A 24,113-nucleotide genomic window follows, 5' to 3' on the forward strand; every position below is an offset into this window, starting at 1 on the left:
TCATAGACTGTTCGAGATTATGGAAATATTTTGGCCTAACAATTTATTTCCGGGGTTGGCTCTGTAATTGGTAAATCAGGTAAATCACGAAAAACTTAGTTTTTACGGATTCTGTATGCCAGTTATATCTGACTACCACTTTGTGTCGTATTAGCGACCAAAATTTTTATAATTTACGGCAGTCTGGGATTTTTAATTAAAAATTTAAGATTTAGATATAAATTGTCTTAATCTTTAATTTTTAATTTTAAAATTTGCTTATAGAAGGAGTATAAAGATGACATTATTAGAAAAAAAGATTGAGTCATATTTATTAGATGCAATAAAAGAAACATTTAAAAATATTGAAATAGATGAAGTGAATATTCAACCTTCAAATAATGAAAAATTTGGGGATTATCAAACAAATTTTGCGATGGTAAATTCAAAAAAAATAGGAGATAATCCGAGAAAAATAGCAGAAAAATTAATTAATAATATTAAAAAAAATGAAATTTTTGAAAAAATAGAGATAGCAGGACCTGGATTTATAAATATTTTTATAAGAATAGATTATTTAGCAGAAGAATTGAAAAAAATAGGAGAAAAAATAGAATTTCAATTTTTAGATACAGCCGGAGATGTAGTTATAGATTATTCATCTCCTAATATTGCTAAAAGAATGCATATAGGACATTTAAGAAGTACAGTAATAGGAGATTCTATAAAAAGAATATATAAATTTTTAGGATATAATGTTATAGCAGATAATCATATAGGAGATTGGGGAACACAATTTGGGAAACTTATAGTAGGTTATAAAAATTGGTTAAATAAAGAAAATTATAAAAAAAATCCTATAGAAGAATTAGAAAGGATTTATGTTGAATTTTCTAAGAAAAGCGAAGAAAATGAATCACTAGAAGATTTAGCTAGAGAAGAACTAAAAAAATTGCAGCAAGGCGATAAAGAAGCAAGAAATTTATGGAAAGAATTTATAAAAGTTTCTTTAGAAGAGTATGAAAGAATATATAAACGGATGAATATAGAGTTTGATACATATTATGGTGAATCATTTTATCATGATATAATGCCACTAATAATAGAAGAATTAAAAGAAAAAAATATTGCAAAAGAAGATGAAGGGGCCTTAGTGGTATTTTTTGATGAAAATAAGAATTTACATCCGTGTATAGTCCAAAAAAAAGATGGAGCTTATTTGTACTCAACTTCTGATTTAGCCACTATAAAATATAGAAGAGAAAATTATAATTTAAATAAAATAATATATGTAACAGATGAAAGACAACAAGATCATTTTAGACAAATATTTGAAATTACAAATATGCTAGATTGGAAAGACGAAAAACATCACATTTGGTTTGGAATAATGAGGTTTGCTGATGGGATTTTTTCTACAAGAAAAGGTAATGTAATCAAATTAAATGATTTATTAGATGAATCTGTAGAAAGAGCCTATAAAATAGTATCAGAAAAAAATCCTAGCCTTAACGAAGATGAAAAAAGGAATATCGCTGAAGTAGTTGGGATAGGAGCTGTAAAATATGCAGATCTTTCTCAAAATAGAACAAGTCCGATTATTTTTGAATGGGATAAAATATTAAGTTTCGAAGGAAACACTTCTCCATATTTACAATATAGTTATGCTAGAATAAAGTCAATAATGAGAAATGCAAATGAAAATAATATTAAAATAGATTATAATAAAAAATTGATATTTACTGAAAATAGTGAAATTAATTTAATTAAATTTGTATATCAATTTCCTAGAATAGTGATGTTAGCGGCAACAACTTTTAAGCCGAATTTATTAGCAGATTATATATTTGAATTATCTAAAAAATTTAATACTTTTTATAATGCGGCACCTATTTTAAAAAGTGAAAACAAAGATATAATAAATTCAAGGCTTATATTATGTGATAAAGTATCGTTTATAATAAAAGAAGGGTTAAATTTATTGGGAATAAGTACAGTAGATAGAATGTAAGGAATATTTTTCTGTACTTTTGAAAAATTACAAGGTATAATTTAGTAAAGGATGAACTTATAAAAAGTATATTATTAGAAGGGGGACTTAAGTATGGAAAAAGAAAAAAATATGTCTGATGAACTTCAGGTTGTAGTATTTATTTTAGATAAGAATTATTATGGGGTTCATATTTTGCAAGTCCAAGAAATTATAAAAATGACAGAAATAACACAGCTTCCAAATACTCCAGATTTTATAAAAGGGATTGTAAATTTAAGAGGTAATATAGTTCCGATTATGAATCTTAGAAAAAGATTTGGGCTAACAGAACAAAAAGAAAATGAGAATGCTAAAATTTTAATTTTAAAATTAGAAGAGTTACAATTTGGTATAATTGTTGATGAAATATCAGAAGTTGAGAAAGTTTCGGTTTCGTCTATAGAAGCTCCACCTAAAATTGTTTCTGGAGTAAGAGGAGAGTTTATAAATGGAATAGCTAAAACTAATGATAGATTATTAATCTTATTAAACATTGAAAAAATATTAACATTAGAAGAAAAAGAAATATTAAAAGAAATAGAAGAAACAAATTAAGGCGGATAGAATCCGCCTTTAAATATATACAAATGGGGGAGATATGAAAAGTTTTGAAATATTAATAATAACTGGTATGTCCGGAGCAGGAAAATCTAGTGCTATAAGATTTTTTGAAGATAGAGGATATTTGACAATAGATAATTTGCCAGTAAAACTATTGAGTAATATGTATAAATTATTTTTTAAATCTAGTAAAATAAGAAAAGTAGCTTGTGTAATAGATAGCAGATCGTGGAATAGTGCAAAAGAGTTTATAAATGAATGTAAAAAATTAAAAAAATTAGAAATTAATTTTAAAATACTTTTTTTAGATTCGGCTAATGAAGTAATTTTGAACAGATATAATTTAACAAGAAGAAAACATCCAATTAAAGAGTTTAATACACTTTTAGAAAATATAAAAGAAGAACGAAAACAATTAGAAGAGATAAAAGATTTAGCAAATGAAATAATAAATACGTCAAATATAACACCAAAAGAATTAAATAAAGAGTTGGAAAAATTATTAACAAGTGAAACTAAAAAAATAACAATAAGCATTTCTTCATTTGGATTTAAATATGGAATACCAATTGATTTAGATCTTATGTTTGATGTGAGATTTTTACCGAACCCATATTATGTAGAAGATTTAAAAAATAAAACAGGTAATAATAGAGAAGTATTTGATTATGTATTCAATTTTGATTTAACAAATGAATTTTATTTAAAACTTAAAGAGATGTTAATATTTTTAATACCACAATATATAAATGAGGGTAAATCACATTTATCAATAGGTATAGGATGTAGCGGTGGGAAACATAGATCGGTAAGTATAGTGAATAAACTATATGATGAACTTAAAGAAAATGATACAATAGAAGTATTAAAATCCCATAGAGATATAAGAAAAAATTAGATTGGAGTTATATGAGTAATATAGATTTAAATGAATTTCCAGATATGCCTGGAGTTTATTTAATGAAAAATATTAATAAAAAAATAATATATATTGGAAAGGCTAAAAATTTAAAAAAAAGGGTAAGTTCTTATTTTCAAAAAAAACATGATAGAAAAAAAACAGAAGAATTAGTTAAAAATATTTCTACTATTGATTATATTCTCTGTAAAACAGAGTTAGATGCTTTAATATTAGAAAATAATTTAATAAAAAAATATAAACCAAAATATAATATTGCTTTAAAAGATTCTAAAACTTATCCATATCTTTTTATTTCAAATGAAAAATTTTCAAAAATTTCAGTTATTAGAAATACAAAATATTTAAATAAAAATGGAGATTATTTTGGTCCATATCCAGGAACTGCATTTGAGCTAATAAAAATTATAAAAAAAATATTTATGATAAGAGACTGTAATAGAGATATGAATAAAAAGTATGATAGACCGTGTTTGAAATATTATATGAAAATGTGTTTAGGACCATGTGTGTATAAGAATATTGAAGCAAAATATAATGAAAATAAAGAGCAATTAAAACTTTTTTTAAAAGGGAATTATAAAGAGATACTAAAAAAATTAGAACAACTGATGAATAGTTATAGTGAAAAAATGGATTTTGAGACAGCTATTATATATAGAGAAAAAATAAAAAATATAAAAAATGCAATGAAAAATCAAATTGTTGAATATGGGAAAGATATTGATGAAGATGTTTTTTTAATAAAAGAAGAGTATGGTAATATTTTTATACAAGTACTTAATATAAGAAATGGTATAATTATTGGGAAAAATGAACAAATAATAAGCCTGGAGAATAATATAGAAGAGAGGAAAATAGAAGAATTTTTTTTAGAAATTTTTATTCAATATTATAATAATTATGTAATACCTAAAAATTTAATATTAGATAAAAAATTTAAAAAACTAGATAAATTAATAAAAAAATGGATTTTTATTGAGAAAAAAATAAAAATAAATCTATATTACCCTGAAATAAAAAGCAGAAGAAAAAAATTAATTGAAATGGGGTATTTAAATTTAGAAAAAGAAATAAAAAATTTTTATAATCGAAAAACAATACTAGAAATAGGAATAAAAAATTTATTTACGATATTAAAATTAAAAAAAATACCTAGAAGAATAGAATGTTTTGATATATCTAATATTCAAGGGAAAGATGCAGTAGCTTCAATGAGTGTAGCATTAGAAGGAAAACCATCTAAAAAAGAATACAGAAAATTTAAGATAAAAACAAAAGATACTCCTGATGATTTTCATATGATGAGAGAGGTTTTATTTAGAAGATATTCGAAATTAAATGACAATGAGCTTCCAGAGCTTATATTAATTGATGGAGGAAAAGGTCAATTAAATTCTGCTGCAGAAATATTGCAGAAATTAGGAAAAATTGATAAAATAGATTTAATAAGTATAGCAAAACGAGAAGAGGAGATATTTAAATATGGAGAATCTGTTCCGTATATTATATCTAAAAGAGATGAAACACTTAAAATACTTCAAAGATTAAGAGATGAAGCGCATAGATTTGGGATTACTTATCATAGAAAATTAAGAACTAAAAGAATAATAATAAGTGAACTTGATAAGATAGAAGGAATTGGACCTAAAAGAAAAGAAGTTTTATTAAAAAAATATAAATCAATTGAGAATATAAAAAAACAAAGTTTAGCTGAATTAAAATCCATTTTACCAGAAAAAATAGCAATAACTCTGTATAATTCACTAAATAATGAAAGGAGTGAATGATATAAAAACAGTATTAATTATTGATGATGAGCCTACTATTAGATTTTTATTAAAAGAAATAATATCTGATATGGGGTATAAAGTTTTAGAAGCGTCTAGAGCAGAAAAAGGACTACAGCTAATAAAAAAAGAAAAAATAGATTTGATATTATTAGATATTCAGCTTCCAAATATGAATGGATTAGAAGCTATACAGCAAATAAGAAAAATAAATATGGAAGTTCCAGTATTTATGATAACAGCTTTTCATAATATGAAAAATGTGGTAGAGATGTTAGATGTTGAGATTCAAGGTTTTATACCGAAACCTTTTGAAATATTAGAATTAAAAGATAAAATTTCAAAAATATTGGAGGCAAAAAAATGATGGTTAAAACTATTGATTTAAAAGAAAATATGGAATTAAAAGAGGGAATAGTTGTAAATAATATTGTACTTATAGAAGAGGGGACAAAATTAACAAAAGAGCTTATTGAAAGAATAAAAAAATTTAATATAGAAGAAGTCTCTATTAAAGATGAGGAAAAAAACATAGAGGATATTTTACTTGAAGAAGAAAAAATAAAAGAAGAGTTTAAAAAAGAATATTTAGAAAGTATAGAAGACACAAAAGAAGTATTAGAAGATGTTTTAAATAATAAAATTGATGATACTACATTAGAATTAATTGTAGATAAAACAATGGGTAATATAGAAAAGGATAAAAATATATTACTATCATTAATGGATATGAAATCTGAAGGAGAATATTTATTTGATCATAGTTTAAAAACTACAATGTTAGCTATTATGTTAGGGAAAGAATTAAATTATACTGATGAAGAATTGGAAATATTAGGAAAAGCTGCAATATTACATGATGTAGGAATGCTTAAAGTAAAAAAAGAAATAATTGATAAAAAATCAAAATTAACTTTAGAAGAGATGGAAGAAGTAAAAAAACATATAGATATTACTTTGGATTTGTTAAAAAATGAAGAAAAAGAAGTATTAGAAATAATAAAATATCATCACGAAAGAATAGATGGAAAAGGTTATCCAAATGGACTTAAAAGCGAGGATATACCAGATATGTCTAAAGTATTAAAAATAGCAGATATATATGCGGCACTTGTATCAAATAGAAGTTATAGAAAAGCTTTTAATGCAAATGAAGCAATAAAAGAGATGGTTCATGCTTCTGGAAAAGAAATAGATTTAATTTTATTTAAGAAATTTTTAAAAATCATGTCAATGTTTCCAATAGGAAGTAAAGTTAGATTAAGTAATGGGAAAATAGCTATAGTAAAACAAATTACAGAAAATATTTTTAGACCTGTAATAGATATTGAGGAGAATGGGAAAATAGAAAGAATAGATTTATCAAAAAAAGAAAACTTTTTATTGCATATAATGGGGTTAGCAGAATGAAAAAAGCTTTATTTTTTTTAATTTTAATTATAGTAGGATGTAGTCGAGAGATAATTTTAAGAAAGGAACCTTTAGAAAAGGTTCCTTTTAAAAGTGAATTAAAAAATACAGGAAATGTAATTAAAATATTTTATATTGAATACCCAAAAACAATAAATGAAAAAAATAAGTTTTGGACAGAATTTAGTAATATATCTAAAAAATTAATTGCTACTCAAGAAAAAAGAAACATTATTTTAACAAAAGAATTTTTTGATGATTTAAAAATTTTAACTCAAGAAAAAATATTTAAAGAAGAAAAAATATTTATTAAAATAGCTTCAGATTTAACGGAAGAAGAGAAAAAAGAATTAGTAAAATATTTTAAAGAATCCGAGAAAGAAACTGTTGATGATTATTTGAAGTTACAGATCAAATATTGGTTAACAAGATTACATAAAATAGGTGAATTTAAAGAAGAAAAAATATACAATGAGAAAATTAAAAACGATTTAATTTTAGAAGTAATAGAAAAAAGAAAAGAACAATTAAAATATATAATCAATGCTAATTATAACTATATAGCTAAATTGGATAATATTAATGTAGATAGTAAAATATATTTTAATGATAAAAATGTAAATATAGAATATGAAAGTATTTTAAAAAATCAAATTTCAAAATACGAATACGTATATATAACAAATTTAACAGAGGATATTATAGAAAAAATTTATAATAAAATAATAAAATTGGATAAAAACATTATTATATCAAATGCCAAATATAAGGGATATATATATAATGATAAATTTGTATTTTTTGTAAATGGAGAAAAAACTGTAAAAGAGTATAACGAATATAATGTTTTCATTGAAATAAAAAGTAGTAGCTTAAAAGAATTATTAAAATATAAAAATCTAATTACTTTGAATGAATTTTTAAAAGGAGAAAAATAATGATTTTATTAATGTATTTATTATTAAATATAGGAGTAATAATGTTTTTCAAACAAAAATATCAAAAAGAAAAAATAAAATCTAATGAAGAATTAATTAAAAATATCATTCAAAGAAACAAAGATTATAAAACAGATGATGAAATTCAAGATGAATACATAGAACTTATAAATGATATTGAAAATCAAGAGAAAGCTTTAAAAATATCATTGGACGAAATAAACTCGTATAAAAAAGAATTAAATATAACTTATAAAAGTTTGTTAGCTAAATCAACAGAATTAGAATATAGTAACTTAGTTTTAGAAAAAAGAGTAGCAAATTTATCAAATTTAAATGCAATAGGAAAATCTGTTTTATCTGAATTAGAGTTAGATAAAATTATTTCTATAATATTAGATGCATATTTTGTTTTAACAGGAGCTAAAAAGATAGTTTTATATTTATGGGAAGAAGGAGTATTAGTAAATAAAGCAATTAAAGGAAATGTAAAAGCTAAGAAAAAATATGAGTTTATAAAAGAAGAACTAGATCCTAATTTGATTTATGAAAATATATCAAAAGATATAGTAGATATAAATGAAGACATTATTTACTCAAATCTAAATGTAAAAGGGAAAGAATTGGGAGTAATATATATTATAGAAGATAGCGAGAATAAAAGAAAATCTGATGATAGAGAAACAATATCTGCTTTAGCAATGCATGTAGCAATAGCAATAAATAACTCTAAGGTTTACTCAGAACTAGCAATAAAAGAAAGATTAAATAAAGAATTGAATATAGCTGCAAAAATACAAAAAGATTTATTACCTAAAAAATCAGGAGTGAAATTTGATATTGATATTTCTGAATATTTTGAACCAGCAAAAGAAATAGGTGGAGATTATTATGATTATAACATTTATTCAGACGACGAAATTTATATTACAATAGGAGATGTAAGTGGAAAAGGTGTACCTGCGGCATTGTTAATGACAACAATTAGAGCAATATTAAAGACACTTTCATTTACAATAAATGCACCAAATATTATGTTAGATATGCTTAATAAACTTATGTATAAAGATATGAGTAGTGATATGTTTGTAACAATTTTTCATAGTAAATATAATAAAAAAACAAATATTCTTGAATTTTCTAATGCAGGGCATAATCCACTTTTAGTGTATAGGAATAAAGAAAATAATATAATGGAAGAAAATGTAAAAGGAATAGCCATTGGATTTTTAGAAAATTATAATTATAAAGAAGGAAAATTAAAACTTTTTAAGAATGACATATTAGTATATTATACTGATGGAATAACTGAAGCAGAAAATGAAAATGGAGAATTATTTGGAATAGATAGATTAAAAGAGATAATATTGAAAAATAGTTATAAATCAAGTATAGAGATAAAAAATGAAATACTAAATGGTGTAAGAAAATATAGAGGTAATAAATTGCAAACAGATGATATTACATTGCTAGTATTAAAAGTATAGCTTTGAGGTGAAAAAAGTGGAAATAAATAAAAAAATATTATTAATAGATGACCAAAAAGAAATATTAGAAAGTATGAAAAATCTACTTTCTGGTCAAGATAATTTAAAAATAATAAATAATAAGCTAGATGATTTACTTAGTGATTTTTTTGAAGAAGAAAAAAAAGAACAAGAGGAAGAAAAATACCAAGTTGATATAGCTGAAGATGGCCAAACAGGATATAATATGGTGAAAAAAGCATTAGAAAGAGATGAACCGTATTCAGTAGTAACAATAGATATGAGGATGCCTGGTTGGGATGGATTACGGACAGCAAAAGAGATAAGAAAAATTGATGAAAATATAGAAATAGTAATAATTACAGCATATACTGATAGAAATAGAAAAGAACTTGTAAAGAAAATAGGAAAACCTGAAAAGTTATTATATTTAAAAAAACCTTTTGAAAGAGAAGAAATTTTACAAATAATAATGTCGCTTACAATAAAATGGTCATTAGAAAAAAAAGTACAAAATCAATTTCATATAATAAAAGATTCAAATAATAAATTGGAAAAAATAATTGAAAGTATAAGTAATATAGAAGAAAAAGTAATATCAAATTTTAGCGATATATGTAAAGTAGTACTTACAGAATTAAAAGCACTTTTTGATTTTGAAGAACTTTTTATTTTTTTAGAAAACAATATAATAAAATATGATGAAAAGACAGAAGTAGATTTTAATTATAAAAATTTAATTAAAATAATAGACACAAATTCTAAATTTATCGTCTATAATGATTATTTGATTACTAAACTAGGGGATATTGAAGATGTAAAATTAGATAATCCAATAATAGCAGTAATTAAATTTAATAAAGAAAAATTTACTGAAAAAGAAAGAAAATATTTTGAAATATTTATAACGCACGTAAATAATTTTTTTATAAATTCAAATCTTTATATTGAATTAGAAAAAAAGAATAAAGAGCTTGTGCAAAGTAATATAAAATTGAAATTAGCAAATGAATTAAAAAGAAAATTTTTAGTGACTTCTTCGCACGAATTAAGAACGCCAACTTCATTATTATTAGCGTATTCAGAAATTTTATTTGATAAAAATTATAGAAATAAAGAAAAAATTTTAAAAAAAATATTTAAAGTAAGTCTTAGAATAAATGAATTAATAGAAAAAATGTTTAACGCACTTACAACAGAAGATATGAAAGAATCAATAGCACAAAAAATTGAAAAAACAAAGTTAAAAGAAATGTATGAAGAGGTAAAATCAAAAGTAGAAATTTTTCTAGAAAAGCGAAATCAAAAATTTATATATATAAATGAAACTTCGTATGAAGAAATACATATTGACAAACATAAGATAATAAATTTTGTATTGTATAATCTAGTTGTAAACGCTATAAAATTTTCAGAAGATGGAGAAATTATTATATTTAGAGTAAAAGAGGATATTGAGAAAAATAAGATTTTAATTTCAATAGAAGATAAGGGAATAGGTATATCAAATGAAGATATAGAAAATATATTTAAACCTTTATTTGTAGGTGGAGAGGAAAATAAACATCATTCGGGAATATATGAATACAAATCAAAAGGATTAGGACTAGGATTAACTATTGCAAAAAATGTAATAGATTCAATGAAAGAAGAAATTTACTGTAAAAGTAATTTAAAATCAGGGACAGTAGTTACATTTACATTAACAAAGCAAACTTAGTAAACATATGTTTAGAAAATAAATTTTTTTTAAATTATATCTTGAAAAAATTTCGAAATAGAGGTATAATTATGATACGATATCTTCGAAAAACAGACTATTAAAATTTAGAAGGAGGATGTAATGAAGAAAGGTCTAATTTTAACAATTTTAACAGGTTTAATTTTAACATTTGTAAGCGTTAACACTTATGCGGGGCTTTTTTTTGGAAACAAAAAAGAAAAAGCGGATAAAGGGTTAAAAGTAGGAATTGTTTTATCAATTGGTGGATTGGGAGACAAATCTTTTAATGATGCTGCTTACAGAGGATTACAAAGAGCAAAAGAAGAATTAGGAGTAGATTTTAAATATGTAGAACCTGCATCTCCTGCAGAAGATGAAGGATATTTAAGAGAATATGCAGAAGCTGGATATGATTTAGTAATTGCTACAGGATTTTTAATGAGAGATGCAGCTGAAGCTGTTGCAAAAGATTTCCCAGAAACTAAATTTGCAATTATTGATGATGTGGTAGATTTACCAAACACACAATCTTTATTATTTAAAGAAGATGAAGGTTCATTCTTAGTAGGAGCTTTAGCTGCTATGATGTCTAAAACAGGAACTATTGGATTTGTTGGAGGAATGGAAGTACCTTTAATTAAAAAATTCCAAAGAGGATATGAAATGGGAGCTAAATATATAAATCCAGATATTAAAATTGGAGTTTTATATACTTCAGGGCCTAATCCATTTAATGACCCAGTTAGAGGAAAAGAAAATACTTTAGCGTTAGTAAAACAAGGTGCAGATGTTGTATATCATGCAGCTGGTGGAACTGGAGCTGGGGTTATAGCTGGAGCTAAAGATGCTGGAATATATGCAATAGGAGTAGATTCTAATCAAGATGGAGAAGCACCAGGAGTTGTTCTTACATCAATGTTAAAAAGAGTTGATGTAGCAGTATTTGAAGCTGTAAAAGCTCTTAAAGAAGGAACTTTTAAAGGTGGAATAAAGAGATTTGGAGTTGCTGAAAATGGAGTAGGAACTACTGATTTCGAATTTACTAAAGATATAATTGGAGCTGAAAAAATAGCTAAATTAGAAGAAATAAAACAAGATATAATAGCAGGGAAAATTAAATTTTAATTAAAGCCGGATTATTCCGGCTTTATCTTTCCTATAAAGATAAATATTAAAAAAGGTGACGTAAGTCACCTTTAAATTTCTAAAGTGGATAATTACGAGAAAATAATCAAGAGAGAATTTTAATAGTTTTAGGAGGAATAAAATGAGTGTACATATAGGAGCTAAAAAAGGAGAAATAGCAGAAACAGTTTTACTTCCTGGAGATCCAATGAGAGCAAAATGGATAGCAGAAACATTTTTGGAAGATGCTGAATGTTATAATACTGTTAGAGGAATGTATGGTTATACGGGGTATTATAAAGGGAAAAAAGTGTCAGTACAAGGAACAGGAATGGGAGTTCCATCTATTTCTATATATGTAAATGAATTAATAAGAGATTATGGAGTAAAAAATCTTATAAGAGTAGGATCAGCTGGTTCGTATCAAGAAAATGTAAAAGTAAGAGATATAGTTTTAGCAATGGCAGCATCTACAAACTCTGGAATAAATAGACATAGATTCAATGGTGATTTTGCGCCGACAGCTAATTTTGAATTATTTATGAAAGCGGTAACTGCAGCAAAAGAAAAAAATATAGAAGTTAAAGCAGGAAATATATTAACAAGTGATGAATTTTATCAAGATGATTTTAATTCTTATAAAAAATGGGCATCATTTGGAGTACTTGCAGTAGAAATGGAAACAGCTGCTCTTTATACAATAGCTGCTAAATATGGAGTTAAAGCTTTAACGATTTTAACTATATCAGATTCATTAGTAACAGGTGAAGAAACAACATCTGAAGAAAGAGAAACGACATTTAAGGATATGATTGAAATAGCTCTTTCAACACTTTAATTATCAAGGAGAGTAATTATGGAAGAAAAAAAAATAATTGATTTAATAGATGAGGCTATTCAAGCTAGAGAAAATGCTTATGTAGAATATTCGCATTTTTCAGTAGGAGCTATAGTTGTAGATGATAAAGGGAAGCATCATAAAGGAGCAAATGTAGAAAATGCTTCTTATGGATTATCTAATTGTGCTGAGAGAACAGCAATATTTACAGCGGTTACAAATGGTATGAAAAATATAGATACTATTTGTATTGTAGCAGATACTACTGGACCTGTAAGTCCTTGTGGAGCATGCAGACAAGTAATAAAAGAATTTTCAGCAGAAAATACAAGAATTATTTTGGCAAACTTGAAAAAAGAATATAAAATACTAACTATGGAAGAGCTTCTTCCATATGGATTTAAATTATAGGAGACGATTAGTCTCCTTATTATTTTAATATTTAATTCTAATTAAATATTAAAATAATAAATAAAATGAGGTGAAAAAATGGATATAAAAGAATTAAAAAATAGCTATAAAAGGCTTAAAATAGACATCGAAAAGAGGTTGGAAGAATTTAAATTAATATGGTTAGAAGGAAATAATGAAGATATTTTTATTGAATTAGCTTTTTGTATATTAACTCCCCAATCAAAAGCTAAAAGTGCATGGAAAGCAATAACAAAATTGAAAGAAACAGGGTTATTATTTTATGGGGAAGAAGAAGAAATAGTGGAATATTTAAATATAGTAAGATTTAAGAATACAAAAGCAAAAAATTTAGTGCTTTTAAGAGAAACTATAAAAGATGAAAACGGTGTAATAATAATAAAAGAAATATTAGATAAATTAGAATCACCAATTAAAATGAGAAATTGGATAGTAAAAAATATAAGAGGGATTGGGTATAAAGAAGCAAGCCATTTTTTGAGGAATATAGGTTTTGGTAGTAAGCTAGCTATTTTAGATAGACATATATTAAAAAATTTGTTTAAATTAAATGTAATAAATGAAATCCCTAAAACATTAACAGCAAAAAAATATTTAGAAATTGAAAATAAAATGATAGAATTTTCTAAAAAAATAAACATAAAAATGGAACATTTAGATTTTGTATTATGGTATCAAGAAGCAGGAGAAATTTTTAAATAGAATCTTTTCTTAAATTGTCAAAAATATGTATTTATGATATAATCTTGATATTGTAGTAACTTTAAAATGTAGGAGGAATAATAAAAAATAATGAAAAAAGTAGCAATTTTAACATATGGTTGTCAAATGAATGTAAATGAAAGTGCAAAAATAAAAAAACTATTAGAAAATAATAGTTATGAAGTAATAGAAGATATTAAAAATGCTGATGTAGTATTTTTAAATACATGTACTGTAAGAGAAGGAGCAGCAACACAAATATTTGGAAAACTTGGAGAATTAAAAAATATAAAAGAAAAAAAAGATAATAAGATGGTAATAGGAGTAACAGGGTGTTTTGCACAGGAGCAAGGAGAAGAATTAATAAATAAATTTAATTATATTGATATTGTTATTGGAAATCAAAATATTGCTAAACTACCTAAAGCAATAGAAGATATAACAAATAGTGATTTAAAACATGTTATTTTTACAAATAATGAAGATGAATTACCACCAAGTTTAGAAGCAGATTTTGAAAATGGATTTTCAGCATCTATCGCAATAACATATGGATGTAATAACTTTTGTACATATTGTATAGTACCATATGTAAGAGGACGAGAAAGATCTGTACCTATGGATGAAATTATAGAAGAAACTAAAAAATTTGTAAATAAAGGATATAAAGAGATACTTCTTTTAGGTCAAAATGTCAATTCATATGGAAAAGACTTGAATAGTGGAGAAAATTTTGCTAAATTATTAGAGGAATTAAACAAAATAGAAGGAGAATTTTGGATAAGATTTACATCTCCTCATCCAAGAGATTTTACAGATGATGTAATAAATGTAATAGCAAAATCAGAAAAAGTAACAAAATCAGTTCATTTACCACTTCAAGCAGGCTCTACAAGAATTTTAAATTTAATGAATAGAGGATATACAAAAGAAGAGTATATAGCACTTGCTAATAAGATAAAAGAAAAAATACCAGGAGTAGCACTTACAACAGATATAATAGTAGGATTTCCATATGAAACAGAAGAGGATTTTTTAGATACCTTAGATGTAGTAGAAAAAGTAAAATATGATAATGCATTTATGTTTATGTATTCTAAAAGAAGTGGAACTAAAGCAGCTGAAATGGATGGGCAAATTGATGATAATATAAAAAAAGAGAGATTACAGAGATTAATTAATTTACAAAATGAATGTTCTAAAAAAAATAGTAATATATATAAAGGAAAAATTGTAAAAGTATTAGTAGAAGGACCTAGTAAAAAAAATAAACAAGTTTTAAGTAGTAGAACTGGAACAAATAAAGTAGTACTTTTTGAAGGGAATATTAACTTAAAAGGAACTTTTGTTAATGTAGAAATTACAGAAACAAAAACATGGACATTGTATGGTAAATTAGTTTAATATAGAGAGGATGGTAAACTAAATGAAAAAAGGTATAAGAGTATATAATTTATATCCCAAATTAATAGGTAAAATGGATAATTGGATTAATCATTTTGATAGGATTCAAGACATGAATTTTAATTGGATTTATATTAATCCTATAAATGCATCAGGATTTTCTGGTTCTGATTATGCAATAAAGGATTATTATTTATATAATCCAATGTTTATAAAAGGCTGGCCATTAAAATCAGAAGATTATAAGGAAGAAAATTTAGAAAAAGATAGGAAAAAAGGGAATGAATTATTAAAAAAAGTTTGCAGTGAAGCAGAAAAAAGGGGTATAAAAGTAATGTATGATATTGTTATAAATCATACAGCAATAGATTCACCGTTAGTAAAATTAAAACCAGAATGGTATGAAAGAGATGAAAATGGGAAAGTAAAAAATGCAGGAGCGGATGATAATGGAACTTGGGTTGTTTGGGGAGATTTAGCTCAAATAGATAATGCTAATTCTCCAGATAAAGAGAATTTATGGAAATATTGGTTAGATATGTTACTTCATTATTGTGATCTTGGAATAAGAGGTTTTAGATGTGATGCTGCATATCATGTACCAGCAGATTTGTGGAATTATTTGATTTCTAATGTAAAAGAAAAATATAGTGATGTGATATTTGTTGCAGAAACACTTGGATGTACTCCAACACAACTTATGAATGTGTCAAAAGCTGGATTTGATATTGTAATGAACAGTATCAAATGGTGGAACTATAAAGATGAATGGTTTTTAAAAGATTATAAAGAATGGGCAGGGAAATATTTTTCAATGACTTTTCCAGAAAATCATGATACAGAAAGATACTACAATGAAGTGAATGGAAATAAAGACTTAGCAATTAATAAATATGCTATACAAGCTTATTTTTGTTCAAGTATAGCAACAACAATTGGATTTGAATTTGGATTTAAAAGAAAAATAGATGTAGTACAAACTAACCCAGAATGGTGGGAAAATGCTAATTATGATATATCTAAAGAAATAAGCGAAATAAATAAAATTAAATCTCAATACCAAATATTACAAGAAGATAATATGATAATTCCTTATGATTTTCATAATGAAGAGTTATTTGGATTTGCTAAAGAAGCTTTAAATAAAAGTGAAAAAATATTTGTAGTAGCAAATTTAAGTCCGTATAATTGGCATAATATCAATATACCTAATTTTTATGAAATTATGAATGGTGATAAAATAAAAGATATTTCTCATGGGCATAAAATGGAAACTGTATTTAATAATTTAGATTATAGTTTGAAGCCTGGAGAGGTGAAACTTTTTTATATAAAATATTAAATTTTTTAAATAAAATAGAAAACTCTTTTTAAATAAAAGAGTTTTCTAATATAAAAAAAAAGGGGGCTAAAATGAAAAAAATTTTAATTGTTGATGATGAAGTAGATGTAGTAGAAGTAGTAGAAATGCTTTTAGAAACTGAAGGATATGAGGTAATAAAAGCATATAATGGAAAAGAAGCACTTGAAATAGTGGAGAAAATTACTCCAGATTTAATTATATTAGACATAATGATGCCAGAGATAGATGGAGTAGAAGTATGTAAAAGAATGAGAAATATCCAAAAACTAAAAGATATACCAATTGTTATGTTTTCAGCAAAATTATCTGCAATAGACAAAAAAGAATCCTTTAATGCAGGAGCTGATGGATTCATTACAAAACCTTTTAATGCAAGAGGATTTATTTCAGGAATTGAAACTTATTTAGAGTTGGGGAGAATGTAAAAATGGTATATTTGTTAATTTTTTGCATATTAGCTTATTTAACAATAAAAACTGGTCAAAACTTAAGTATATATGGAGATGCAATAGGTGATATAAAAGAACTAGATAAATCATGGATAGGAATAGTAATGCTTGCGTCAATTACATCACTTCCAGAAATGATTACAAGTATTTTTTCGACGTTATTAGGGCATCCTGATATGGCAGTGTCAAATATATTTGGTAGCAATATATTTAATGTTTTTATTATTTGTATTTTAGATGTGTTTGTTATAAAAAACATATGTTTCACCAATAAAATTGATAGAGGACATCTTTTGCCTGGATTTTTTTCTATTTTAATATCTATTTTTTTCATTTTTGGATATATTTTCAAATCATTTAATGTTTTTCATATAAGTATTATATCGATTATTATATTTATAGTATATTTAGTATCTATGCGACTTGTATATATTTATCAAAATGAGTATGAATTTAATATGGAAAATAACATTGGCATAGAAATAGAAGAAAAGCAAAATTTAGCTTATAAAGAAGCTAAAAAAGGATTTATTATTAATGCTATATTAATTGTATTATTTGGTATAGGACTTAGTTATACAGCAGATAGAATATCTATTATACCTATATTTGGAATAACTTTAGGAGCAAGTTTTGTAGGGACTATATTACTTGCAGTAGCGACATCACTTCCAGAATTAACAGTATCTATACAAGCAGTAAAATTAGGTGCTTATGATATGTCTATAGGAAATATATTAGGAAGCAATCTATTTAATTTATCGCTTTTAATATTGATTGATTTATTTTATTTTAAAGGAGCAATGTTTGATAAATTAACAGAATATCATATTATCTCAATGGCAGCATCTGTTATTATGGTATTAATTATAATTTTAGGAACATTTTTTAATAAAAAGAAAAAACCTTATGATGGGTATTTAGTAGGAATTATATATATAATATCTATGTATATATTATATATATATAGATAGTTTGGAAGGAGAATAATGGTACAACCAAATGAATTAATAAGTTATAAATTAAAAGAGTTAAAAGATTTAGCTAAAGATATGGGGATATCTAAAATATCAACTTATAATAAAGAAGAGCTTATTTATCAAATAATAATAGAAGAAAATTTAAATAAAGGGGAAATTATTGGTTATGGAAGGCTTGAAATTTTACCTGATGGATATGGTTTTTTAAGAGAATCTAATTTAGAAAAAGATATATATATATCTGCTTCTCAAATAAAAAGATTTAATTTAAGAACTAATGATATGGTATTAGGTGAAATAAGAACGCCAACTCCAGATGAAAAAAATTATGCAATGAAAAAATTAATTTTGGTAAACGGAGATACTTTAGAAGCAGCAAAATCTAGAGTACAATTTGATGATTTGATACCCTATTATCCAACAGAAAGAGCGAAACTTGAAACAGATGAAAAAGATAATATAGTAGGTAGATTTATTGATCTTATAGCGCCTATAGGACTTGGACAAAGGGGATTAATAGTAGCACCTCCTAAAGCTGGGAAAACTATGCTAATAAGCCAAATAGCAAATAACATAATAAAAAATAGAAAAGATATAGAAGTGTGGATACTTCTTATAGATGAAAGACCAGAAGAAGTAACAGATATAAAAGAAAATGTTACAAACGCAGAAGTATTTGCATCTACTTTTGATGAAAATCCAGAAAATCATATAAAAGTAACAGAAAAAATACTTGAAGAAGCTAGAAGAAAAGTCGAAAATGGAAAAGATGTATTTATTTTAATGGATAGTATTACAAGGCTTGCAAGAGCTTATAATATAGTAATGCCTTCAAGTGGAAAACTTATTTCTGGTGGAATTGATCCAATAGCCCTTTATCATCCAAAGAAATTTTTTGGTTCAGCAAGAAATATAAAAAATGGAGGTAGTTTAACAATAATAGCTACAGCATTAATAGATACAGGTAGTAGAATGGATGAAGTGATTTATGAAGAATTTAAAGGAACTGGAAATATGGATATTCATCTTGATAGAAATTTAGCAGAGCTTAGAATATATCCCGCAATTGATATTAAAAAATCTGGAACAAGAAAAGAGGAGCTTTTATTTACTAAAGAAGAATTAAGACTTATCTGGGGTATAAGAAGGTATTTAGGGAAATATGATAATGCAGAAGCAGCAAAGAGACTCATAGATACAATAAAAAATACCAATTCAAATAGAGAACTTTTAGAAATGTATAAAAGTGGAGAATAATTATTGTAAAAAAACTTTTAATGTGGTAAAATTATATTATTATATTTAAGGAGGAAGAGCATGAATAGGCAATATTTAAAAGGGCTCTTATTGGTTATTATATTGGGAATAGTGGGGCTAACTTTTTTTAAAAAAACTAAATCTGATGAAATTTTACCAACAGATAAATTTGTTAGCTATAAAGAGGCGATAAAAGAAGTAGAAGGAACAGACAAAATTGAAGAAGGTTCACAGATTGAAGATGGTGGAGTAGAAATATTAGATGATAATACTATATCATTTGAAAAAGAATATGTTGTAGTTGATAAAGAACCAATAGATGAATCGAAAGAAATAAAAGTAACCTATTATACAGTTCAAAAAGGAGATTCTCTTTATAAAATATCGAGTAAACTTGGAATAGATATGAATTATTTGATTGCAAATAATCCAACTGTAAAAAATGGTATTATTAGAATAGGTCAAAAGTTAAAAATAGTAAATGATAATAATATAGAATATATAGTTCAATCTGGAGATTCGTTATTTAAAATAGCAAAAAAATATAATGTGAAAATGGATGATATAATTAGTAAAAATGATTTAGACACGACAAATCTTATAGTTGGAGACAAATTAATAATTGAGAATCCTGATTTAAGCTTTATTAATAAAACAATTAATCAAGGACCAAACTTTAAATGGCCTATTAGATATTTAGGTGTGACAAGCCCATACGGAAAAAGATTTCATCCTGTATTAAAAAGAAATATTTTTCATGCAGGAGTAGATCTTCGAGCAAGAGTAGGTACTAATCTTTATGCACCAGAAGATGGAACAGTAAAAACAGCGGGTTGGCTTGGTGGATATGGGAAAATTATTATTATAAAACATAGTAATGGTTATGAAACAAGAATGGCACATTTAAATAATATATATGTTAAAGTAGGTCAAAAAGTAACAAAAGGTCAATTAATAGGAAAAACTGGGCAAACAGGAAGAGTTACAGGACCACATTTACATTTTGAAATAAGAAAAAATGGAAAAACATTAAATCCAATGAAATTTAGAAAATAGAATTTAACCTATAGATATATGAAAATATATTTATAGGTTTTTTTTATTTATTTTTTTGATAAAAAATTATATAATATAAATAATTATATTATTTAAAATAAGGAAAGGTGAAAACCATGAAAAAAATATTATTTTATTTAGCATCAATATTAGTATTTAGTAGTTGTGGGATATTTGATTTTTTTACAGAAAGTGTTACAAGTACAGCAACAAAAAAAGCTATAACATTATCAATAGATAATAATTCTAATAGTGCTTATGAAGCATATGCAATATTTACTAATGAAGAATATTATTCATACGCAGGACAAATAAAAATAACAAGTAATAATATAAATAGCAGCTTAAATAATTATATGGCTAATTATAATATAAATACATTAGGGAATGATGATATTATAAAACATCCTGTATTTTATAATAATGGAAAATTGATAAGAGAAAAATCTATAGAAAATACCATCTCATATAATATTAGAGCTAGCATAACAAATACAAGCTATACTGAAGGAAGTAAAGAAGAATTTTATGCATTGTATGCTGGAACAGGAGATTATTATAAAGAAAATAATGAATTAAATAAAAAACAAGCTACTTTAAAAAAACAGGTAAATAATATTGAAGTAAAAGTAGAGAATAATAATTCTAGTACAAGAACATTAAATATATGGGTTGCAGATGATGTATGGGAAACAGTAGTAACTCAAGAAATGATAGATGCATTAGCGGATAAATTTTTAAAAACAGGATTTGATAATGATATATATGATTGGGTAACTAATATATATGGCGATGAATGGTTTGAAGGTAATGATGAATATACAAATACAATAGACGGAAATAAAGAAATAAATATATTAATTTATAATATAAATGAAGGGAATAATAGTAATGGTAGTTATTTAGGTTTTTTTGACAGTACACATAATTTTATAAATAATGAAAATAATAAATATTCTAATGAAAAAATAATGTTTTTTATAGATAGTGGAAATCTAGCAAAAAAAGATGAGAATAGTAACTGGGATATAACTTATGTAGATAAAGAAGGTAAAGGGCCAGCAATTATATTATCAACATTAGCACATGAATTTACGCATATGATAATATTTTATCAAAAATATTATAATCAAGATATAAATATAGATTCATGGATAAATGAGATGTGTGCCATGACTACAGAGGATATTCTAGCAAATAAACTTGGAATAAATAATCCGATAAATATACGACAAGACGAATTTTCATTATATTCAAATAGTTATCCAGTTAATGAATGGACAAACTCAACATTACATTATGCTAATAAATATTTTTTTGGAGCATTTTTATTAAGAAATTTTGGAGTGGGAATATTTCATGATATTGCAACTAATGAATATAATGGAATTACAGCTATAGAAAAAGCTTTAGAAAAAAATGGATACAATATAAAATTTGAAGAATTATTAAAATATTGGGGAGAGGCTATATTAACATCAGATAAATATGAACTAGATTATGTTTATAGTAGTAAAGATTTATCTTATAATGGTATAACATATAGAGTAGCTCCTATAAACGTAGTAGATAATAAAAACTATAAAAATATAATATTTTATGGACTTGATGATAGTAGTGCTCCAGATCTTGATCTTGGGGCTAATATTTATTATAAATTAACTCCATATTCAATAGTAAGTGATAGTGAATGGGATATAACAATTCCTAGTGGAGTGGGAATAAATATTATTATTAAAGATTCTTTAGGGAATTTTAAAACAAAAGAATATTTTGAAGCAGAGGCGATAAAAAACAATAATAATTTTATATTAGAAATAAAATAGAGGTGAAAAATGAGAAAAACTAGAGAAATAAAAGTAGGAAATATAAAAATTGGTGGTAATAGTAATATAATAATACAATCTATGACGAATACAAACACTGCTAATATAAAAGAAACGGTTAAACAAATAAAAGAATTAGAAAAAGCAGGATGTGAATTAGTAAGAGTAACAGTTAATACAGAAGAAGCAGCATATGCAATAAAAGAGATAAAAAAAGATATAAATATACCATTAGTTGCTGATATACATTTTGATTATAGACTTGCATTACTTGCAATTGAGAATGGAATAGATAAACTTAGAATAAATCCAGGAAATATTGGCGGAGATGGAAATGTAGAAAGAGTAGTAAGAGCAGCTAAAGAAAAAAATATCCCAATAAGAATAGGTGTAAATGGGGGGTCATTAGAAAAACATATTTTAGAAAAATATGGAAAACCTACGCCAGAAGCACTAGTAGAAAGTGCTATGTATCATATAAAATTATTAGAAAAATTTGAATTTTATGATATAGTAGTATCTCTTAAATCTAGTGATGTAAAAGTTATGGCAAAAGCATATAGATTAATTAGTAACAAAATAGACTATCCTCTTCATTTAGGAGTAACAGAAGCAGGAACAATCTTTCAAGGTACTATAAAATCTGCAATAGGGATAGGAAGTTTATTATTAGATAATATCGGAAATACAATAAGGGTATCTCTTACAGCAAGTCCAGTAGAAGAGATAAAAGTAGCAAAAGAAATATTGAAAATTTTAGGATATAGAAATAAGGGGGTAGAGATAATATCATGTCCAACTTGTGGTAGAACTGAAATTGATTTGATAGGATTAGCAGAAAAAGTAGAAGAGGAATTTAAAAAATATAAAGAAAATATAAAAATTGCAGTAATGGGTTGTGTAGTAAATGGACCTGGAGAAGCAAAAGAAGCTGATTACGGAGTAGCTGGTGGAAAAGGCGTAGGAGTAATTTTTAAAAAAGGTAAAATTGTAAAAAAAGTAGATGAGCAAGATATTTTAGATGAGCTTCGAAAAATTATTGAGGAGGATTTAAAATAAAAAAAATAATTTTGATTATATTAATAATATTTATTTCGTGTAGTAATATTGATCTATTAGTTCGAGGATATTATGAAGTATCATTTGAATTTGATAATAATATTGAAAAAGTTTATATAGATAATATGGAAATAATAGAAAATAAAAAATATTATTTAAATAGAGCATATCATACAGCAGAAATAATATTAAAGTCTTCATCTATTAAAAAAGTAGAACTTTTCTTAGTAGATAAAGTAGGGATATATTTTATTTCAGAAAATAATATATATTTGATAAATAAAAAATATCAAATAATAGAGTAGGAGATAATAATGAAAACATTAAAAATAATAATACTAAGTATATTAATTTTGTTTATCTCATGTAGTAATAGTAGTATAAATAAAAAAATAAAAAAAAATAAAATAGAAGTGGTATTTAATTGGGATGAAAAAATATATAAAGTAAAACTTAATAACAAAAATATTATAAAAAATAAGGTATACTATTTAAAACCTGATAAATATACTATTAGTTGGATACAAACAAAAATAAATACAGAATTAAAAATAAGCAATAAAAGTGAAGATACAGGAACAAGTTTTGGAGTTAGTTTTATTATAAATTCAAAACAATTGGAATTAATAGAAGATAGTTATATAGACATAGTTTCTTCAGCTAAAGAAAATGCTAGCTTAAAAATTTATAATAAAAATATAATAAAAAAAGACAAAGAGTTTGACATGTTAGAATACAAAGAAAAAGAAATAAAAATCATTAAAAGGGAATAGGCGGTGAACA

At 24.7% G+C, this 24,113-nt stretch carries 23 protein-coding genes; all 23 read left to right on the forward strand.

The genetic code is table 11. The features are described 5' to 3' along the window. Window positions 1–277 precede the first annotated feature (277 nt). A complete protein-coding gene (argS, locus tag EV215_RS08160) occupies window positions 278–1,990 on the forward strand; it encodes an arginine--tRNA ligase (protein WP_134113516.1) in 1,713 nt (570 codons plus the stop codon). Between the two features lie 93 nt (window positions 1,991–2,083). Then, window positions 2,084–2,566, forward strand: a complete 483-nt coding sequence (locus EV215_RS08165) for a chemotaxis protein CheW (protein WP_134113517.1) — start codon at window positions 2,084–2,086, stop codon at window positions 2,564–2,566. 43 nt (window positions 2,567–2,609) lie between these two features. Continuing rightward, window positions 2,610–3,470, forward strand: a complete 861-nt coding sequence (rapZ, locus tag EV215_RS08170; RefSeq protein ID WP_134113518.1) for an RNase adapter RapZ — start codon at window positions 2,610–2,612, stop codon at window positions 3,468–3,470. Between the two features lie 11 nt (window positions 3,471–3,481). Continuing rightward, window positions 3,482–5,281, forward strand: coding sequence for an excinuclease ABC subunit UvrC (gene uvrC, locus EV215_RS08175; protein ID WP_134113519.1), 1,800 nt, complete (start codon window positions 3,482–3,484; stop codon window positions 5,279–5,281). Continuing rightward, the gene (locus EV215_RS08180; protein ID WP_134113520.1) at window positions 5,265–5,648 is read left to right on the forward strand and encodes a response regulator; all 384 of its coding nucleotides are present in this window, start codon (window positions 5,265–5,267) and stop codon (window positions 5,646–5,648) included. Before uvrC ends, EV215_RS08180 begins: the two co-directional genes overlap by 17 nt. Next, complete coding sequence (locus EV215_RS08185) at window positions 5,645–6,691, forward strand: HD-GYP domain-containing protein (RefSeq protein ID WP_134113521.1); 1,047 nt, start codon at window positions 5,645–5,647, stop codon at window positions 6,689–6,691. Before EV215_RS08180 ends, EV215_RS08185 begins: the two co-directional genes overlap by 4 nt. Then, complete coding sequence (locus EV215_RS08190; protein ID WP_134113522.1) at window positions 6,688–7,629, forward strand: hypothetical protein; 942 nt, start codon at window positions 6,688–6,690, stop codon at window positions 7,627–7,629. The genes EV215_RS08185 and EV215_RS08190 overlap by 4 nt, the downstream gene beginning before the upstream one ends. After that, entirely contained in the window at window positions 7,629–9,116 is a 1,488-nt protein-coding gene (locus EV215_RS08195) for a GAF domain-containing SpoIIE family protein phosphatase (protein WP_134113523.1), read from the forward strand. Before EV215_RS08190 ends, EV215_RS08195 begins: the two co-directional genes overlap by 1 nt. Before the next feature lie 16 nt (window positions 9,117–9,132). Then, a complete protein-coding gene (locus EV215_RS08200; RefSeq protein ID WP_134113524.1) occupies window positions 9,133–10,836 on the forward strand; it encodes a hybrid sensor histidine kinase/response regulator in 1,704 nt (567 codons plus the stop codon). Window positions 10,837–10,959: 123 nt separating this feature from the next. Continuing rightward, the gene (locus EV215_RS08205) at window positions 10,960–11,964 is read left to right on the forward strand and encodes a BMP family lipoprotein (RefSeq protein WP_134113525.1); all 1,005 of its coding nucleotides are present in this window, start codon (window positions 10,960–10,962) and stop codon (window positions 11,962–11,964) included. Between the two features lie 142 nt (window positions 11,965–12,106). Next, complete coding sequence (gene deoD, locus EV215_RS08210; RefSeq protein ID WP_134113526.1) at window positions 12,107–12,802, forward strand: purine-nucleoside phosphorylase; 696 nt, start codon at window positions 12,107–12,109, stop codon at window positions 12,800–12,802. 18 nt (window positions 12,803–12,820) lie between these two features. Beyond that, window positions 12,821–13,213 carry a cytidine deaminase gene (gene cdd, locus EV215_RS08215; protein WP_134113527.1) on the forward strand — a complete coding sequence of 131 codons (393 nt, stop codon included), beginning with the start codon at window positions 12,821–12,823 and terminating at the stop codon, window positions 13,211–13,213. 78 nt (window positions 13,214–13,291) lie between these two features. After that, on the forward strand, window positions 13,292–13,936 hold the full coding sequence (locus tag EV215_RS08220; protein ID WP_134113528.1) for an N-glycosylase/DNA lyase: 645 nt from the start codon (window positions 13,292–13,294) through the stop codon (window positions 13,934–13,936). A gap of 90 nt (window positions 13,937–14,026) precedes the next feature. Continuing rightward, on the forward strand, window positions 14,027–15,340 hold the full coding sequence (gene miaB, locus EV215_RS08225; RefSeq protein WP_134113529.1) for a tRNA (N6-isopentenyl adenosine(37)-C2)-methylthiotransferase MiaB: 1,314 nt from the start codon (window positions 14,027–14,029) through the stop codon (window positions 15,338–15,340). 22 nt (window positions 15,341–15,362) lie between these two features. Then, window positions 15,363–16,682, forward strand: a complete 1,320-nt coding sequence (locus tag EV215_RS08230; protein ID WP_134113530.1) for an alpha-amylase family protein — start codon at window positions 15,363–15,365, stop codon at window positions 16,680–16,682. 71 nt (window positions 16,683–16,753) lie between these two features. Next, window positions 16,754–17,128: a response regulator gene (locus EV215_RS08235; protein ID WP_134113531.1), complete on the forward strand. Its 375-nt coding sequence runs from the start codon at window positions 16,754–16,756 to the stop codon at window positions 17,126–17,128. A 2-nt stretch (window positions 17,129–17,130) separates the two neighbouring features. Next, window positions 17,131–18,126 (forward strand): sodium:calcium antiporter, encoded by a 996-nt coding sequence (locus tag EV215_RS08240; RefSeq protein WP_134113532.1) that lies wholly within the window; start codon window positions 17,131–17,133, stop codon window positions 18,124–18,126. 15 nt (window positions 18,127–18,141) lie between these two features. Beyond that, entirely contained in the window at window positions 18,142–19,389 is a 1,248-nt protein-coding gene (gene rho / locus EV215_RS08245) for a transcription termination factor Rho (protein WP_134113533.1), read from the forward strand. Between the two features lie 60 nt (window positions 19,390–19,449). Further along, window positions 19,450–20,445, forward strand: coding sequence for a M23 family metallopeptidase (locus tag EV215_RS08250; protein ID WP_134113534.1), 996 nt, complete (start codon window positions 19,450–19,452; stop codon window positions 20,443–20,445). A gap of 116 nt (window positions 20,446–20,561) precedes the next feature. Then, on the forward strand, window positions 20,562–22,271 hold the full coding sequence (locus tag EV215_RS08255) for a M30 family zinc metallopeptidase (RefSeq protein WP_134113535.1): 1,710 nt from the start codon (window positions 20,562–20,564) through the stop codon (window positions 22,269–22,271). A 9-nt stretch (window positions 22,272–22,280) separates the two neighbouring features. Further along, on the forward strand, window positions 22,281–23,330 hold the full coding sequence (gene ispG, locus EV215_RS08260) for a flavodoxin-dependent (E)-4-hydroxy-3-methylbut-2-enyl-diphosphate synthase (protein ID WP_134113536.1): 1,050 nt from the start codon (window positions 22,281–22,283) through the stop codon (window positions 23,328–23,330). A gap of 11 nt (window positions 23,331–23,341) precedes the next feature. Next, window positions 23,342–23,635 carry a hypothetical protein gene (locus EV215_RS08265; protein ID WP_134113537.1) on the forward strand — a complete coding sequence of 98 codons (294 nt, stop codon included), beginning with the start codon at window positions 23,342–23,344 and terminating at the stop codon, window positions 23,633–23,635. A gap of 9 nt (window positions 23,636–23,644) precedes the next feature. Continuing rightward, the gene (locus tag EV215_RS08270) at window positions 23,645–24,103 is read left to right on the forward strand and encodes a hypothetical protein (protein WP_134113538.1); all 459 of its coding nucleotides are present in this window, start codon (window positions 23,645–23,647) and stop codon (window positions 24,101–24,103) included. Window positions 24,104–24,113: the final 10 nt, after the last annotated feature.

It is taken from the genome of Hypnocyclicus thermotrophus, from assembly GCF_004365575.1.
Classification (GTDB): domain Bacteria; phylum Fusobacteriota; class Fusobacteriia; order Fusobacteriales; family Fusobacteriaceae; genus Hypnocyclicus; species Hypnocyclicus thermotrophus.

Bases quoted from the DNA above. Each gene is read 5' to 3' on its own strand.
- argS (WP_134113516.1), top strand. From the start codon at position 278: ATGACATTATTAGAAAAAAAGATTGAGTCATATTTATTAGATGCAATA.
- EV215_RS08165 (WP_134113517.1), top strand. From the start codon at position 2,084: ATGGAAAAAGAAAAAAATATGTCTGATGAACTTCAGGTTGTAGTATTT.
- rapZ (WP_134113518.1), top strand. From the start codon at position 2,610: ATGAAAAGTTTTGAAATATTAATAATAACTGGTATGTCCGGAGCAGGA.
- uvrC (WP_134113519.1), top strand. From the start codon at position 3,482: ATGAGTAATATAGATTTAAATGAATTTCCAGATATGCCTGGAGTTTAT.
- EV215_RS08180 (WP_134113520.1), top strand. From the start codon at position 5,265: ATGAAAGGAGTGAATGATATAAAAACAGTATTAATTATTGATGATGAG.
- EV215_RS08185 (WP_134113521.1), top strand. From the start codon at position 5,645: ATGATGGTTAAAACTATTGATTTAAAAGAAAATATGGAATTAAAAGAG.
- EV215_RS08190 (WP_134113522.1), top strand. From the start codon at position 6,688: ATGAAAAAAGCTTTATTTTTTTTAATTTTAATTATAGTAGGATGTAGT.
- EV215_RS08195 (WP_134113523.1), top strand. From the start codon at position 7,629: ATGATTTTATTAATGTATTTATTATTAAATATAGGAGTAATAATGTTT.
- EV215_RS08205 (WP_134113525.1), top strand. From the start codon at position 10,960: ATGAAGAAAGGTCTAATTTTAACAATTTTAACAGGTTTAATTTTAACA.
- deoD (WP_134113526.1), top strand. From the start codon at position 12,107: ATGAGTGTACATATAGGAGCTAAAAAAGGAGAAATAGCAGAAACAGTT.
- cdd (WP_134113527.1), top strand. From the start codon at position 12,821: ATGGAAGAAAAAAAAATAATTGATTTAATAGATGAGGCTATTCAAGCT.
- EV215_RS08220 (WP_134113528.1), top strand. From the start codon at position 13,292: ATGGATATAAAAGAATTAAAAAATAGCTATAAAAGGCTTAAAATAGAC.
- miaB (WP_134113529.1), top strand. From the start codon at position 14,027: ATGAAAAAAGTAGCAATTTTAACATATGGTTGTCAAATGAATGTAAAT.
- EV215_RS08230 (WP_134113530.1), top strand. From the start codon at position 15,363: ATGAAAAAAGGTATAAGAGTATATAATTTATATCCCAAATTAATAGGT.
- EV215_RS08235 (WP_134113531.1), top strand. From the start codon at position 16,754: ATGAAAAAAATTTTAATTGTTGATGATGAAGTAGATGTAGTAGAAGTA.
- EV215_RS08240 (WP_134113532.1), top strand. From the start codon at position 17,131: ATGGTATATTTGTTAATTTTTTGCATATTAGCTTATTTAACAATAAAA.
- rho (WP_134113533.1), top strand. From the start codon at position 18,142: ATGGTACAACCAAATGAATTAATAAGTTATAAATTAAAAGAGTTAAAA.
- EV215_RS08250 (WP_134113534.1), top strand. From the start codon at position 19,450: ATGAATAGGCAATATTTAAAAGGGCTCTTATTGGTTATTATATTGGGA.
- EV215_RS08255 (WP_134113535.1), top strand. From the start codon at position 20,562: ATGAAAAAAATATTATTTTATTTAGCATCAATATTAGTATTTAGTAGT.
- ispG (WP_134113536.1), top strand. From the start codon at position 22,281: ATGAGAAAAACTAGAGAAATAAAAGTAGGAAATATAAAAATTGGTGGT.
- EV215_RS08270 (WP_134113538.1), top strand. From the start codon at position 23,645: ATGAAAACATTAAAAATAATAATACTAAGTATATTAATTTTGTTTATC.